This window comes from Bradyrhizobium cajani (assembly GCF_009759665.1).
Taxonomy (GTDB): domain Bacteria; phylum Pseudomonadota; class Alphaproteobacteria; order Rhizobiales; family Xanthobacteraceae; genus Bradyrhizobium; species Bradyrhizobium cajani.
This window is the reverse complement of the sequence record NZ_WQNE01000025.1, coordinates 13,485-27,089: the sequence shown is the minus strand read 5'-3', so window position 1 is coordinate 27,089 and position 13,605 is coordinate 13,485. Positions and strand designations below refer to the sequence as shown.

Genomic DNA, 13,605 nt, shown 5'->3' with positions numbered 1-13,605 from the left:
CGGCGCCGATGACGATCTTGATCGACAGGGATCAAGGTATTTCGAGCCCGGCGCTGGTGCCGGCCGAACGCGATCTCGTGCGCGGTCATGGCGGTGCCGAGCTGACCATCGGCCTGATCAACAACATGCCGGATCCGGCGCTCAAGGCGACCGAGCGGCAGTTCATGAAGCTGCTCCAGGCCACCGCGGGCCCGCGCCGGATCCGCTTCCATTGCTTCTCGCTTCCTTCCGTGAAGCGCTCGCCGGAGGCGAAGTGGCATGTCGAGAGCGAGTATTCCGATCTCGCAGATCTCAGGCGCCGGCGATTCGACGGGCTGATCGTGACCGGCGCCGAGCCGGTCGCGCCCGAACTCGACCAGGAGCCGTACTGGCACGATCTCACGGAGCTGATCGACTGGGCCAGGGCCAACACGCGCTCGACGATCTGGTCGTGCCTCGCCGCGCACGCGGCGGTGCTGCACCTCGATGGTATTCAACGACGGCGGCTGCCGGCCAAATGTCACGGCATCTTCGACTGTGACGCCGTGACCGGCGATCCGCTGACTCGCGCCGCGCCTGCGCCGCTCAAGGTCTCGCATTCGCGCCTGAACGAGATTGCCGAGAGCGACCTTGCGCAGGCCGGTTATCAGGTGCTGACCCGCTCGGCTCTCGCCGGCGTCGACGTCTTCGTCCGGCAATATGCCAGCCGCTTCGTGTTCTTCCAGGGGCACCCGGAATATGACGCGCTGTCGCTGCAGCGCGAATATCTGCGCGACATCGGCCGCTACCTCGCGCGCGAGCGGGAGAATTACCCCCATTTGCCCGTGAGCTATTTTGACGCAGCGACGGAAGAGAAGCTTGTCCGCTTCGAGAAGCAGGCAAGGCATCAGCGCCATCCGGCCCTCGCCAACGAGCTGCCCGCGCTGAACCTGCGCGCCGATATCGCCGCCGGCAGCGCCGCGGCGGCGCTATTCCGCAACTGGCTGCAATATCTCGGCGCGGAGGCCGACGCGTCGGCTCTCATGCGCCAGGTCTGAGTAACGGGTTTCGCGTTAGGACTAACGACGTGTGAAGCTTGCCTCAAGCAGCGCACGAATGCTTCAGTGAAGGGGTCGGGGCAAACAGGAAATGCGGGTCGTGTGGTCGGCACTCCAGGGACGCGTGAGCAATCGGCTGGCCCGGCATTTTCGCGCCGCGCCGCACCGGCTGCCTGCACATGCACCGATGGTGAGCTTCACCTTCGACGATGCTCCCGACAGCGCTGCAGGCGAAGGCGCCGAGCTTCTGGAGAAGTATGACGGCCGCGGCACGTTCTACCTCGCCGGCAGCCTGATCGGTCAGCCGTCGGATCACTGGCACGGCCTGTCCAATGACGCGATTCTGCGCCTTCACCGGGCCGGTCACGAGATCGCCTGCCACACTTTCTCGCACCAGAGTGCGGTCAATCTCGACGAGGCTGCCATGGCCCGCGAGATCGAGCGGAACCGCAGCCATTTCCGCGACATCGATTCGTCGATCACGCTGGAGAATTTCGCCTATCCCTACGGCATCGCCTCGGTCTGGCGTAAGCCGCAGCTCGCCAAAACCTTCCGCTCGGCGCGCGGGATCCTTCCGGGCGTCAATCGCGACGTCATCGACCTCCAGTTCCTGCGCGCCTCGCCTCTGATCGATTGCGAGATCGATGCGGCAGGCGTCGATCGTCATTTCGATCAGGCGGTCGAAAGCGGCGGTTGGCTGATCTTCTATGGCCATGACGTCGCTGATGCGCCGAGCCCCTATGGCTGCACACCGCACCTGATGCGCCACGCGCTGGAGGCGGCCCAGCGGCGCAGCATGCCGATCGTGACGGTCGCCGAAGCGCTGCGAAGGATCGGGGCGTAGCTTTTTTACCTCTCCCCGCTTGCGGGGAGAGGTCGGATCGCATCGACAGATGCGATCCGGGTGAGGGGGTACAGGTCGATCAGCGATCTCAGCGTGGAGAGAGGCCCCTCACCCCAACCCTCTCCCCCTAAGAACGGGGAGAGGGAGAGGAAGCAGCGGCGCAAGCCGGCAAACACTCTTGCCACTTCGGCGCCGCCATGCGACTGGCCTTGTGACGAATCCCACGGCGTTGCTCCGACACCATGTCCGTTCCCTCCACCGCTCCGCTGCCTGCGCCGGCCGATGGCCGCGATGCGCTGTCGGTGCTGCATTCGGTGTTCGGCCTGCCCGGGTTCCGCGGCGCGCAGGGCGAGATCATCCGGCACGTGACGGATGGCGGCAATTGCCTGGTGCTGATGCCGACCGGCGGCGGCAAGTCGCTGTGCTATCAGCTCCCGTCATTGCTGCGCGAGGGCTGCGGCATCGTGGTCTCGCCTTTGATCGCGCTGATGCGCGATCAGGTCGCCGGCCTGATCGAGGCCGGCGTCAACGCCGCCGCGCTGAACTCGTCGTTGACGCCGCAGGAGGCCTCCGACATCGAACGCCGCCTGATCGCGGGCGATCTCGACCTGCTCTATGTCGCGCCGGAACGGCTGGTGACGCCCCGCTGCCTGTCGCTGCTGGCGCAGGCGAAGGTGGCGCTGTTCGCGATCGACGAAGCGCACTGCGTTTCGCAATGGGGTCATGATTTCCGGCCCGAATATGTCGGCCTCTCCATCATTGCCGAGCGCTTTCCCGACGTTCCCCGGATCGCGCTGACCGCGACCGCCGACGAATTGACGCGCAAGGAGATCGTCGAGCGGCTTCAACTGATGGACGCGCCGCAATTCGTCTCCAGCTTCGACCGGCCCAACATCCGCTACGAGATCGTCGACAAGCGCAACGCGGTGTCGCAGCTCAAGGACTTCATCCGTGAACGGCATGCGGGCGATGCCGGCGTGGTCTATTGCCTGTCCCGCAACCGCGTCGAGGAGGTCGCCGCCGCGCTCGACGACGCCGGCATCGCGGCGCTGCCTTACCACGCCGGTCTCGACAGCAGCGTGCGCTCGCGCAACCAGGACCGCTTCCTCAACGAGGACGGCATCGTCATCGTCGCGACCATCGCGTTCGGCATGGGCATCGACAAGCCCGACGTCCGCTTCGTCGCCCATCTCGACCTGCCCAAGAGCATCGAGGCCTATTACCAGGAGACGGGGCGCGCCGGCCGCGATGGCAAGCCGTCAGCGGCCTGGATGGCCTACGGTCTCTCGGACATCGTGCAGCAGCGCCGCATGATCGACGAGTCCAGCGGCTCCGACGATTTCAAGCGGGTCTCGATCGGCAAGCTCGACGCGCTGGTCGGCCTTGCCGAGACGCCGCACTGTCGCCGCCGGCGGCTGCTCGCCTATTTCGGCGAGATCGTGATGGGCGAAGCTTGCGGCAATTGCGACAACTGCCTGACGCCGCCGAAGATGCGCGACGGCAAGGTGCTGGCGCAGAAGCTGCTCTCCTGCGTCTATCGCACCGGCCAGCGCTTTGGCGCGATGCATCTGATCGACGTGCTGATCGGGCGGCTGACCGAGAAGGTGACGCAGTTCGGCCACGACAAGCTGTCGGTGTTTGGCATCGGCCGCGAGCTCAACGAGAAACAGTGGCGCACCGTGCTGCGGCAGCTGGTGGCGATGGGGCATCTGCGGAGCGACAGCGAAGCCTTTGGCGCGCTGAAGCTGACGGACTCTTCGCGCGGCGTGCTGCGCGGCGAGACGGAGGTGTGGTTGCGCGAGGAAGCGCCCGGCACGCGCATCCGGGCGAGCCGCGAAAAATCCCGCCGCGGCAACCCCGCGCCAGCGGCCGCCGCGCCGCAAGGCGATGCCGATCCCGAATTGCGTGCGCGGCTGCGCTCCTGGCGCTCGGAGGTCGCGCGCGAGCGCGGCGTGCCGGCCTATGTCGTGCTCCACGATGCAACGATTGACGGCATCGTGCGGGCCTGGCCGACCACACTCGATGAGCTCCGCAACGTACCGGGAATCGGCGACAAGAAGCTCGAACATTACGGCGACGAGTTGCTGCAGATCATCAGGACAAGGTAACGGCGTCCCGATCCCTCCACATCGTCATCCCGGACAAGCGAAGCGCAGATCCGGGATCCATACCGCGTGATTTATCTTGGGGCAGGCGGGACGACCTTCTTCGTCAAACATCTGCCTGTGGTTATGGGTCCCGGATCTGCGCTTACGCTTGTCCGGGACGACAGTTGTGTGTGAGGCGAGCGCTGCGCCTTACTCACCCATTCCGGAACGCGTAGGCATACCCGTTCAGCGCGGGCGCGCCGCCGAGATGGGCGTAGAGGATCTTTGCGCCCTTCTCGAAATAGCCCTTCTTCGCAAGATCGATCAGGCCCTGCATCGACTTGCCCTCGTAGACGGGGTCGGTGATCATGCCCTCGAGCCGTGCGGAGACGCGGATCGCCTCCTTGGTCTCCTCCGACGGCACGCCATAGGCGGGATAGGCGTAGTCCTCGATCAGCACGACGTCGTCGGCAACGAGATCCTTGCCGAGCTCGACCAGCTTCGCCGTGTTCTGCGCGATCGACAGCACCTGGGCTTTCGTCTGCGCCGGCGTGAAGGAGGCGTCGATGCCGATCACCTTTCGCGCGCGGCCGTCGGCGGCGAAGCCGACCAGCATGCCGGCATGGGTCGAGCCGGTGACGGTGCAGACGATGACGTAGTCGAACTTGAAGCCGAGCTCTTTCTCCTGCTTGCGCACTTCCTCGGCGAAACCGACATAGCCGAGCCCGCCATATTTGTGCACGGAGGCGCCGGCGGGAATCGCATAGGGCTTGCCGCCCGCCGCCTTCACCTCCTCGATCGCCTGCTCCCAGCTCTTGCGAATGCCGATGTCGAAGCCGTCCTCGACCAGGCGCACGTCGGCGCCCATGATGCGCGACAGCATGATGTTGCCGACGCGGTCATAGACCGCGTCCTCGTGCGGTACCCAGGCTTCCTGCACCAGGCGGCACTTCATGCCGAGCTTGGCCGCGACCGCCGCGATCATGCGGGTGTGGTTGGACTGCACACCGCCGATCGAGACCAGCGTGTCGGCGTTGGAGGCGATCGCATCCGGAATGATGTATTCGAGCTTGCGCAGCTTGTTGCCGCCATAGGCGAGGCCGGAGTTGCAGTCCTCTCGCTTGGCATAGATCTCGACCTGGCCGCCGAGATGCTTCGACAGCCGCTCCAGCTTCTCGATGGGTGTCGGGCCGAAGGTCAGCGGGTAGCGCGCGAATTTTTCCAGCATCGTCAGGTCATCCCGATTGGCGTTGAGCTGGGCGGAGCGACTAGCACCCCTCGGAAGAAATGTGCTCTCGAATACGGCGCCCAGATTGAGGTAATTCTTGCGATGTTGGCGCCATTGGCTATTATTTCTTCCAAAATTATGCCGATTATCGAAAGCTTCTTTCATGTCCGCCCGGCTCGACCGCATTGACCTTAAGATATTGCGATTGCTGCAGAATAACGGTCGGCTCAGCAATGCCGAGCTGGCCGAAACCGTCGCGATCAGCCCCGCCACCTGCCATCGCCGCACCCAGCGCCTGTTCGAGGACGGGTTCATCGCCGACGTCCGCGCCATGGTGGCGCCGAAGAAGGTGGCGAAGGGCACGCTGGTCATGGTCGGCGTCGTGCTCGACCGGTCCACGCCCGAGAGTTTCGCGACCTTCGAGCAGGCGATCGCAAAGCTGAAATTCGTGCTCGACTGCCACCTCGTCGCCGGCGATTTCGACTATTTCCTCAAGATCCGCGTCGGCGACATGGAGGATTTCAACCGCATCCACGGCGAGCAGCTCATCGCGCTGCCCGGCGTGCGCCAGACCCGCACCTTCTTTGTGATGAAGGAGGTCGTCGACAACGCGCCGCTGGAGTTTTGAGCGAGAGCGTTTTCCAGCGAAGTGGAAACCGGTTCGTGTCGTGAAAACGCGTCAAAACAACAATCTGGAGCTATTGATGCGCGATACGCATCATGAGAGGTTCATCCGATGCACTCGCTTCCCTTCCGTCAGCAAGATCCTGCCCCACCGGCGTATCGGCGCGGCTGGGTCGACGAGGCCGTGGCCGCGATCGAGGCCGACCAGTGCCGCACCGCCGACACGCATCTGATCCGACTGATTGTGCCGGCGCTTGCCGGCATTGACATCTATCTGAAGGATGAATCCACGCACCCGACCGGCAGCCTGAAGCACCGGCTGGCGCGCTCGCTGTTTCTCTATGCGCTCTGCAACGGCCACATTCGTGAAGGCACCCCCGTCGTCGAGGCATCGTCGGGATCGACCGCGGTGTCGGAAGCCTATTTCGCGCAGATGATCGGCGTGCCGTTCTACGCCGTGATGCCGCGCACGACCTCGGCGGAGAAAATCGCCGCGATTGAACATTACGGCGGCAATTGCCATCTGATCGACGACGGCCGCGCGCTCTATGCGGAAGCCGCCGCGCTCGCCACCCGCCTGAACGGCCACTACATGGACCAGTTCACCTTCGCCGAGCGGGCCACGGATTGGCGCGGCAACAACAACATCGCCGAATCGATCTTCACACAATTGCAGGGCGAGCCGCGCCCGCTGCCGGATTGGATCGTGATGGGCGCAGGCACCGGCGGCACCTCGGCCACCATCGGACGTTATTTGCGCTATCGTCAGTATCCGACGCGCCTGTGCGTTGCCGATGTCGAGCATTCCGCTTTCTTCGACTGTTTCCGCACTCAAGACCGCTCTCATGTTTGCGAACGTCCCTCGCTGATCGAAGGCGTCGGCCGGCCGCGCTGCGAGCCGTCCTTCGTTCCGGGCGTGGTCGACCGCATGATGAAGATCCCGGATGCGGCGACGATTGCGGCGATGAATGTGCTGTCGCGCCGGCTGCGCCGCGCGGTCGGCGGGTCCACCGGCACCAACTTCCTGGCGCTGTGCCGGCTCGCCTCGGAGATGCGCAAGGCGAACGTAACGGGGGCGCTGGTGACGCTGATCTGTGATTCCGGCGAGCGCTACCGGCAGACCTATTACGAACCCGAATGGTTGAAAGCGCGCGGGCTCGATCCGGCGCCGTTCGAGGCGGCCCTGTCGTCGTTCCTCGCGACGGGTGAGCCGCTGACGCTGGACGTCGACGACGTCGCAAATCCACGATCATAGCCGTCGCCGGGCCAGCCACGCGGGGCCGGTGTCACGGCAACTTCACTTGCCTTGCACACCTACGCAGGTGACGGTTGGGTCTTCTCAACGAGGAGACCCGCCATGCGCCTTCCCATTCTCGATCCCAAGGAGCTGACCGACGAACAGAAGCCGCTCTATGACGACATGCGAGCGGGCATCAAGGACCACTTCAAGGGTTTTGTGAACATGCGCGACGACGGTGCGCTGCTCGGGCCCTGGAATCCCTGGATACGCGAGCCGCGCTTCGGCAAGCCGGTGTGGGAGCTGGTCAAGGCGATCGCGTCGAATCCGTTGCTGCCCGCGCCGGTGCGCGAGGTCGCGATCCTCGTCACCGGCTCGCATTTCCGCTCCGGCTATGAGCTCTATGCCCATGTGCTGGTCGCCGAGCAGCGCGGCTTGTCCGACGAGAAGCTCGCGACGATCGTTGCCGGACAAAGGCCGGTGGATCTGACCAAGCAGGAAGCCGTGGCCTACGATGTGGCGTCGGCGCTGGTGAACGGCGGCGTGCTGCCGGAATTGACCTGGCGCGCCGCCGTGAAGGAGTTCGGCGAACACGGCGCGGCCGAGCTGTCCTATCTCGTCGGCGTCTATTGCATGGTCTCGGTCACGCTCAACACGTTCGACGTGCCGGTGCCCGACTAGAAGCAGCTTCCTTCGATCACTCCGCCGCCTTGCTTGCAGGCGGCGGGGGCGCCCAGGCGATGCAGCGATTGCGGCCCTCGGCCTTGGCCCGGTAGAGCGCATGATCGGCCGCGCCCATCAGTGCGTCGATGCCGGACATGCTGACCGTGGCCTCCGCGATGCCGATGCTCACGGTGACGCCGAACTGAACCTTCTCTGCGAGGATCTGCGTGCTCATCACGCGCTTGCGGATGCGATCGGCGACAGTTCTTGCCCGGGACAGACTGGTCTCGGGCAGGAGAACCGCAAATTCCTCGCCGCCGAGGCGGCCGACGATGTCCGACTTGCGCTTGCCGTCGAGGCAGGCGGCGGCAACCGCCCTGATCGCGGCGTCGCCCACCGCGTGGCCGTAGCGATCGTTGACCGACTTAAAATGGTCGATATCGAGCATCAGCACCGAGACGGAGCGATAGTAGCGCTGAAAGCGGCTCCATTCCGCGTCGAGGCTGTCGAGAAAGTGGCGGCGGTTGTAGAGGCCGGTGAGCGGATCGGTGGTGGCGAGCGTCTCCAGCATCGCGGCTTTTTGCGTCAGATCGGTGATGTCAACATAGGTCAGCATGCGACCGCCATTCGACATCGTGGTGCAATGGGCCCTGATGCGCCGGCCATCCGGCGTCTGCAGGTCGCGCACATGATCGCCGGCCTTGACCTCTTCGACACGTCGCGCCGGAAATTTCGCGAGCTCGTTCGTTGGAAGATTGGGCGCACTGGCGCGATGCACGCGTCGCACGAGCGACGAATAAGCCGGCCGGCTCGCGGCCTCGTCTTCGCTGACCTCCCAGAAGCGCCGCATCCGCCGATTCATGAAGGTGGCATGCAGGTCGGCATCGAGAAGGAGAACGCCGTCCTGAACGTTCTCCAGCGCGTCCCGCAGCAGCTTCAACTCGTCGGAGGCGCGTACGATATCGGTGACGGGTGTGTAGGTCAGCATGCGCCCGCCATCGGGCAACGGCGTGACCTGTACGCGCACGACATCGCCATTGGTCCGGCGCAGATCGATCGGCGTCGGATCACCTGCTTCGATCACACGGACGCGTTCCGCCACCAAGGCATCGAGGTCGGGGTCCGGCACCTCGTAGGCTCCGGTGTCACGTCCATGATGAAGCAGGGTGAGAATGGATGGATTGCTGTCGGCAACCTCGTCCGGCAGGCGCCACATCTGACGAAACGACCGGTTGATCAGGCGCGCCCTGAGGCTCGAGTCGAGCAGCACGATCCCGGTCGGCACATGATCGAGCGCAGCGCGCAGCGCCAGCATCTGGCCGCGCATCAGCACGTCGGACGAGCGTTCCCGCTCCTCGCCGGCCGGGCGCGCCTCGCTGCCCGGCTGCTCGAAGGCTATACCGACTTGACGGTCCGATCGCCAGATCACGCGGCAGGTCAGGATCTCGCGTCCCGCGAGCCTGAGCTGGAAGCGCTCGGGCACGCCAAGCCCGCTCTCCATCTCGAGCGTTGCGGCCTCCGCGGTCAATCTGCGCACGACGCAATCGATCGACGACTGGCCGAAATTGAAAAAGATCTTCCCAGCAAGGAACGTCCGTTCCGGGAGCAAGCGGGACATTCACAGCCTCCACGAAACGCGAGGTGAAAAGCCGGTCCAGTTTCGCGCAAGGTTCCTTGCGGCGGTGTAACACAATCGATGTTTGCGGATGAAGGCTAACAACAGGTTGACGCGCAATGCTCTACGCCGATGCAAAAAGCCTTTCGTCATCAGGGCCTGCCCGACGCCCCGCGCCAACCCTCGGTCAATTGCAGAAACGTCGTTTACCGAAAATCCACCACGGCCGCAGTCAGTTGCGCACCGCGTAGAGCGGGGTCCGCAGGGTCAGCTGGTAGGACGGCTTCGGCATCCACGCGATCTGGGCGGTAATACCGAACAGGCGGTTGTCATTGTCGTCCATGCGGTCGAGGTCGAGCCGCAGGAGCGGCTGGGTGAACGGCTCGGCCAGCGTCCGGCCGGCCAGATGTGCGCCGCCGAATGACTGCACGCCGAGGCGGCCGGTGAACTTCCAGTTGCTCGGCCATTGGTAGTAGCCGCCGGCATAGAGGACCGTGTTTGGCCTGATGCTGGCGAGCTGGCCGGCGATGTCAGCATGGGTGTACTGCACGCCGGCGAGCCAGCCCCGCGTCTCGTCCTCATCCAGCGCGTAGTCGAATTCCAGGATGTGATTGAACGACGTTGTCATGCCGGGCTCGTTCGGTACCGATTGCGTCAGGGTCGATTGCAGCGTGATCGTCGGGATCCGTCCGCCGTTCTGCTGATAGAGGTCGGCCTGCACGCCGATGTTCCAGCTCGTGATGTCGAATGACGACCAGCCGCTGCCGATATCGATCGTCGAGCCGGATACCCCGCCATAGAGCGACACACGATCGTTGACGTCGACCGTCAGCGGCAGATCGACGGCGATCGCCCTGGCGGCCGGCAAGCCGTTCGGCAAGCCAGCGCCGCTGCGTGTCGCCAGCGCCGCGAACGCGGCCGACAACGACGTGTTGCCGAAACCGAGCCCGAGCGTTCCGGCCGGAATCGTCGCATAGATGGTGCGCAGGTCGAGATAGATGTTCGGGACAGCCGGCTTTGCGGGTGCGTCCTCGTCTGCGGCGAAGGCGGCGCCCGCCGAAATCGTCAGACACAGCGGCCCGATCGCGACAGCGCGCAAGGCTTGAAGATGCGATGGGCTGCGATGGAACATCGTGACAATCCGACGCGTGGCGATTTGATGACGAAGCCGTTGTTAGATGGAACGTGATCGTTCCCGTGGTCAAGCGCTATCCGCAAGCGATGGACGGCACGGACGTGCGCGGTTACCCTGTCGTGATCGCACTGACACACGCGCCCGCCAGAGTGCAGGCCGGGCAATGGAGGATCACAGCCATGAACACGTCACGCCGCATCCTGCTCACTGGTCTAGCGGGGCTGGCCGTTGCTCCGACGGCCGTGGTCGCCGCGCCCGCGCCGGTCGCCAACGACGCGACGGTCGCCGAAGAGCGCTTCGCGCGCATGATTGCGGCTGCACATGCGCCCGACGTCACCTGCGCGCGGCAGGCCGCACGCTACGCGGACGCGCACTGGCCGGACTATGTCGTGGCGGCCAGGGCCGTGCTCGAGGCGCGTGTGTGATTCGCGCGTCTACCTTTCCACCGCGCGCCTGACCTGTTCGCCGATCTGCGACAGCACGAGCTGCGCCTGCGGCAGGATCGCGCCCATGGCGTGGAAATTGTGGACCATGCCGTCATGGCAGACATGCTCGACGGCGACGCCTGCGGTCAGCAGCTTGCGCGCATAGGCATTGCCTTCGTCGCGCATCGGATCGAATTCGGCGGTGTGGATGATCGCCGTCGGCAGGCCTGCGAGCCGTGTCGCGCGCAGCGGCGAAATGCGGGGATCGGCGGCATCGATGCCGTGGGCCAGATAGTCGGAAAGATCGGCTTCGATCGTGACGCGGTCGATCAGATGGCCTTCCGCGAACTCCTGGCGCGAAGGCGAGGTTTCCTCGAAATCCAGCACCGGGCAGATCAGGCATTGTGCGACGATGGAAAGGCCGGCGTTCTGGAGCGCCTCCTGGCATACGATCGCAGCCAGCGTGGCGCCGGCGGAATCGCCGCCGACCACCAGCCGTTCGGCGTCGATGCCGAGCGATGAGGCCTCGCGCGCGACCCATTCGGTGGCGGCGACCGCGTCGTCCACGGCGGCGGGGAATTTGTGCTCGGGTGCGAGGCGGTAGTCGACCGAGACGAGGCGGCAGCCGGTGGCGTGTGCCAGCGCCGCCGCGATGCGGTCATGCGTGGCAATGCTGCCGGCGACGAGCCCGCCGCCGTGAAAGAACACGAAGCCCGGCGCGCGCTCGCCGGCGCTTGCGGGCGAATAGAGCCGATAGGGCAGTTCGCCGCCGGGGCCAGGCAGTGTGCCGTCGGACGCCGTCACATCCGGCGCATCCGCGCGCGCGAATTGCATCAGCTTCGCCAGCGACTGCCGCCGTGCCTCGACGCTCGGACGGCCCCGCGCTTGCGGCGCGGCCGCAGCCATCATGGTCAACAGGCGCTTTGCGAGCGGATCGAGCGGCATGGGAAACTCCCTATCGTAGCCGGGACTATATCCGGTTTGCTCTTCAACGTGGTTCGGCGTTGGCGCTTGTCCCCTTTCCACGGAAAGGGTGTCGAATCCCCGCAGCAAATCGTTAGAAATTGGGGACAATAGTGCCCGGATAATTCCAAAGGGGAGGCCGGTCGTGGCCGAGATCAGCAAGCCCATCGAATATTCGCCGAGCTGGACCTTCTTCGAGGGTAAATGGCATGACGGCAATGTGCCGATCATGGGGCCGCGCACGCATGGCGCCTGGCTCGGCTCGGTCGTGTTCGACGGCGCGCGCGCGTTCGAGGGTGTAGCGCCCGATCTCGACCGCCACGTCGCCCGCGCCAATCAATCCGCAATCAATTTCGGCCTGAAGCCCGTGGTCGATACCGACACCTGGCTCACGCTCGCGCGCGAGGGCATTGCGCGGTTCGCGGCGAACGCCGAGCTCTATGTCCGCCCGATGTACTGGGCGCAGAACGGTTCGGGCGGCGGCGTATTGTTCGACCCCGAGACCACCAATTGGTGCCTGTGCATCTACGAGGCGCCGATGCCCAAGCCCGTCGGCAACGCGATCACGCTGTCGCCGTTCCGGAGGCCGACGGCCGAATGCGCGCCGGTCGAGGCCAAGGCGGCCTGCCTCTATCCGAACAATTCTCGCGCGCTCGCCGAAGCGGCTTCCCGCGGTTTCCAGAACGCGCTGATGCTCGACATGCTCGGCAATGTCGCCGAGTTCGGCAATTCCAACGTGTTCATGGCCAAGGACGGCGTGGTCTACACGCCAGTGCACAACGGTACCTTCCTGAACGGCATCACGCGCCAGCGCGTCATCGGCCTGCTTCGCGGCGACGGCGTCACCGTGATCGAGAAGACGTTGCGCTACGCAGACTTCCTGGCCGCCGACGAGATCTTCTCCACCGGCAATTTCGCAAAAGTCGCGCCGGTGATCCGCATCGACGAGCGCGAGCTGAAGCCGGGGCCGTTCTACACGAGGGCGCGGAAGCTCTATTGGGATTTTGCGCATGCGGTGAAATTGGCGGCGTAGGCGGCGCTCCCCGTTGGCTCGCAATGACGAGTTCGTGGGAGCGTCGCGTCGCTTATGTGACCCGCCGCCGAAACCGGCTGAACTGAAACGCCTGCGTCGAATTCCACGGCGTATGGTGGACCTCCCTACGCGTCTCGACCAGTTCAAACTCCGACCCGAGCTCCGCCGCAAGGCTCGCGCTGTCGTGTCGCTGCACTGGCAGTCCGCTGCATTTCTCCGGACCATCGAGCGCGAACGTGGCGATGATGACCTGTCCGCCGGGCGCAACGGCCGAGCGCAGGCGCTCGACGTAAGCCGCCCTGTCGTGTGGATCGGTCAGGAAGTGAAACGCCGCGCGGTCGTGCCAGACATCGTAGGTCTTTGCCGGCTGCCACGTCGTGGCATCGGCAACGATCCAGTCGACTGTCGAGGCGGCTGGACCGATGCGTCTCTTCGCGACGTCGAGAGCATTGGCGGAAATATCCAGCACGGCGACGTCGCGATATCCGTCCTGCAGGAGGACGTCGACTAGCCGCGATGCGCCGCCGCCGATATCGATGATGGCGGCGTCATGGTTGGGTTTGGCGGCGCGGATCATGTCGCGCGAGATCGCCGGGGTGTCCTGAAACCAGCTGACCTCGGCCTCGCCTTTGGTGGCGTAAACGTTCTGCCAGTGCATGGTGCGGTCGGACATGGCGGCTCCGGCCGCGGCCAGGAGGGCAGCGCGCACGCGGCGATGCCACAATCAATCGGAGG

The 13,605-nt window shown here is 65.0% G+C and carries 13 protein-coding genes; 8 read left to right on the top strand and 5 right to left on the bottom strand.

The annotated features are described in order from the left end of the window. Window positions 1-8: 8 nt before the first annotated feature. From metA to recQ, 3 genes are all read left to right on the top strand, one after another. Window positions 9-1,016 carry a homoserine O-succinyltransferase MetA gene (metA, locus tag GPL20_RS25985; protein WP_157332973.1) on the top strand — a complete coding sequence of 336 codons (1,008 nt, stop codon included), beginning with the start codon at window positions 9-11 and terminating at the stop codon, window positions 1,014-1,016. A 100-nt stretch (window positions 1,017-1,116) separates the two neighbouring features. After that, window positions 1,117-1,860, top strand: a complete 744-nt coding sequence (locus GPL20_RS25980; protein ID WP_309143241.1) for a polysaccharide deacetylase family protein — start codon at window positions 1,117-1,119, stop codon at window positions 1,858-1,860. 242 nt (window positions 1,861-2,102) lie between these two features. Further along, window positions 2,103-3,968, top strand: coding sequence for a DNA helicase RecQ (gene recQ / locus GPL20_RS25975; RefSeq protein ID WP_157332969.1), 1,866 nt, complete (start codon window positions 2,103-2,105; stop codon window positions 3,966-3,968). 193 nt (window positions 3,969-4,161) lie between these two features. Here recQ and GPL20_RS25970 read toward each other — a convergent pair whose 3' ends face one another. Beyond that, window positions 4,162-5,175, bottom strand: a complete 1,014-nt coding sequence (locus GPL20_RS25970) for a 1-aminocyclopropane-1-carboxylate deaminase (RefSeq protein WP_157332967.1) — start codon at window positions 5,173-5,175, stop codon at window positions 4,162-4,164. 163 nt (window positions 5,176-5,338) lie between these two features. On the opposite strand from GPL20_RS25970, the gene GPL20_RS25965 reads away from it, so the two are divergent. From GPL20_RS25965 to GPL20_RS25955, 3 genes are all read left to right on the top strand, one after another. After that, on the top strand, window positions 5,339-5,803 hold the full coding sequence (locus GPL20_RS25965) for an Lrp/AsnC family transcriptional regulator (RefSeq protein ID WP_157332965.1): 465 nt from the start codon (window positions 5,339-5,341) through the stop codon (window positions 5,801-5,803). 108 nt (window positions 5,804-5,911) lie between these two features. After that, window positions 5,912-7,054, top strand: coding sequence for a PLP-dependent cysteine synthase family protein (locus GPL20_RS25960; RefSeq protein ID WP_157332963.1), 1,143 nt, complete (start codon window positions 5,912-5,914; stop codon window positions 7,052-7,054). A gap of 102 nt (window positions 7,055-7,156) precedes the next feature. Then, window positions 7,157-7,717, top strand: coding sequence for a carboxymuconolactone decarboxylase family protein (locus tag GPL20_RS25955; RefSeq protein ID WP_157332960.1), 561 nt, complete (start codon window positions 7,157-7,159; stop codon window positions 7,715-7,717). 16 nt (window positions 7,718-7,733) lie between these two features. Here the strand turns inward: GPL20_RS25955 and GPL20_RS25950 are convergent, their stop codons facing one another. Next, entirely contained in the window at window positions 7,734-9,317 is a 1,584-nt protein-coding gene (locus GPL20_RS25950; RefSeq protein ID WP_157332959.1) for a sensor domain-containing diguanylate cyclase, read from the bottom strand. A gap of 229 nt (window positions 9,318-9,546) precedes the next feature. Then, window positions 9,547-10,446, bottom strand: coding sequence for a hypothetical protein (locus tag GPL20_RS25945; protein WP_246250982.1), 900 nt, complete (start codon window positions 10,444-10,446; stop codon window positions 9,547-9,549). 182 nt (window positions 10,447-10,628) lie between these two features. Here GPL20_RS25945 and GPL20_RS25935 point away from each other — a divergent pair, with 182 nt between their 5' ends. Beyond that, entirely contained in the window at window positions 10,629-10,874 is a 246-nt protein-coding gene (locus GPL20_RS25935; RefSeq protein ID WP_157332957.1) for a hypothetical protein, read from the top strand. Between the two features lie 9 nt (window positions 10,875-10,883). Here GPL20_RS25935 and GPL20_RS25930 read toward each other — a convergent pair whose 3' ends face one another. Further along, on the bottom strand, window positions 10,884-11,819 hold the full coding sequence (locus GPL20_RS25930; RefSeq protein WP_157332955.1) for an alpha/beta hydrolase: 936 nt from the start codon (window positions 11,817-11,819) through the stop codon (window positions 10,884-10,886). A 163-nt stretch (window positions 11,820-11,982) separates the two neighbouring features. On the opposite strand from GPL20_RS25930, the gene GPL20_RS25925 reads away from it, so the two are divergent. After that, a complete protein-coding gene (locus tag GPL20_RS25925; protein WP_254126449.1) occupies window positions 11,983-12,870 on the top strand; it encodes a branched-chain amino acid aminotransferase in 888 nt (295 codons plus the stop codon). A gap of 52 nt (window positions 12,871-12,922) precedes the next feature. Here GPL20_RS25925 and GPL20_RS25920 read toward each other — a convergent pair whose 3' ends face one another. Then, entirely contained in the window at window positions 12,923-13,543 is a 621-nt protein-coding gene (locus tag GPL20_RS25920) for a class I SAM-dependent methyltransferase (RefSeq protein WP_157332953.1), read from the bottom strand. Window positions 13,544-13,605 lie beyond the last annotated feature (62 nt).

What these genes read in the sequence shown, in the direction of transcription:
- GPL20_RS25950 (WP_157332959.1), bottom strand. Translation starts at nt 9,317, where the DNA reads ATGTCCCGCTTGCTCCCGGAACGGACGTTCCTTGCTGGGAAGATCTTT.
- GPL20_RS25935 (WP_157332957.1), top strand. Translation starts at nt 10,629, where the DNA reads ATGAACACGTCACGCCGCATCCTGCTCACTGGTCTAGCGGGGCTGGCC.
- GPL20_RS25945 (WP_246250982.1), bottom strand. Translation starts at nt 10,446, where the DNA reads ATGTTCCATCGCAGCCCATCGCATCTTCAAGCCTTGCGCGCTGTCGCG.
- GPL20_RS25920 (WP_157332953.1), bottom strand. Translation starts at nt 13,543, where the DNA reads ATGTCCGACCGCACCATGCACTGGCAGAACGTTTACGCCACCAAAGGC.
- GPL20_RS25930 (WP_157332955.1), bottom strand. Translation starts at nt 11,819, where the DNA reads ATGCCGCTCGATCCGCTCGCAAAGCGCCTGTTGACCATGATGGCTGCG.
- GPL20_RS25965 (WP_157332965.1), top strand. Translation starts at nt 5,339, where the DNA reads ATGTCCGCCCGGCTCGACCGCATTGACCTTAAGATATTGCGATTGCTG.
- metA (WP_157332973.1), top strand. Translation starts at nt 9, where the DNA reads ATGACGATCTTGATCGACAGGGATCAAGGTATTTCGAGCCCGGCGCTG.
- GPL20_RS25955 (WP_157332960.1), top strand. Translation starts at nt 7,157, where the DNA reads ATGCGCCTTCCCATTCTCGATCCCAAGGAGCTGACCGACGAACAGAAG.
- GPL20_RS25970 (WP_157332967.1), bottom strand. Translation starts at nt 5,175, where the DNA reads ATGCTGGAAAAATTCGCGCGCTACCCGCTGACCTTCGGCCCGACACCC.
- recQ (WP_157332969.1), top strand. Translation starts at nt 2,103, where the DNA reads ATGTCCGTTCCCTCCACCGCTCCGCTGCCTGCGCCGGCCGATGGCCGC.
- GPL20_RS25960 (WP_157332963.1), top strand. Translation starts at nt 5,912, where the DNA reads ATGCACTCGCTTCCCTTCCGTCAGCAAGATCCTGCCCCACCGGCGTAT.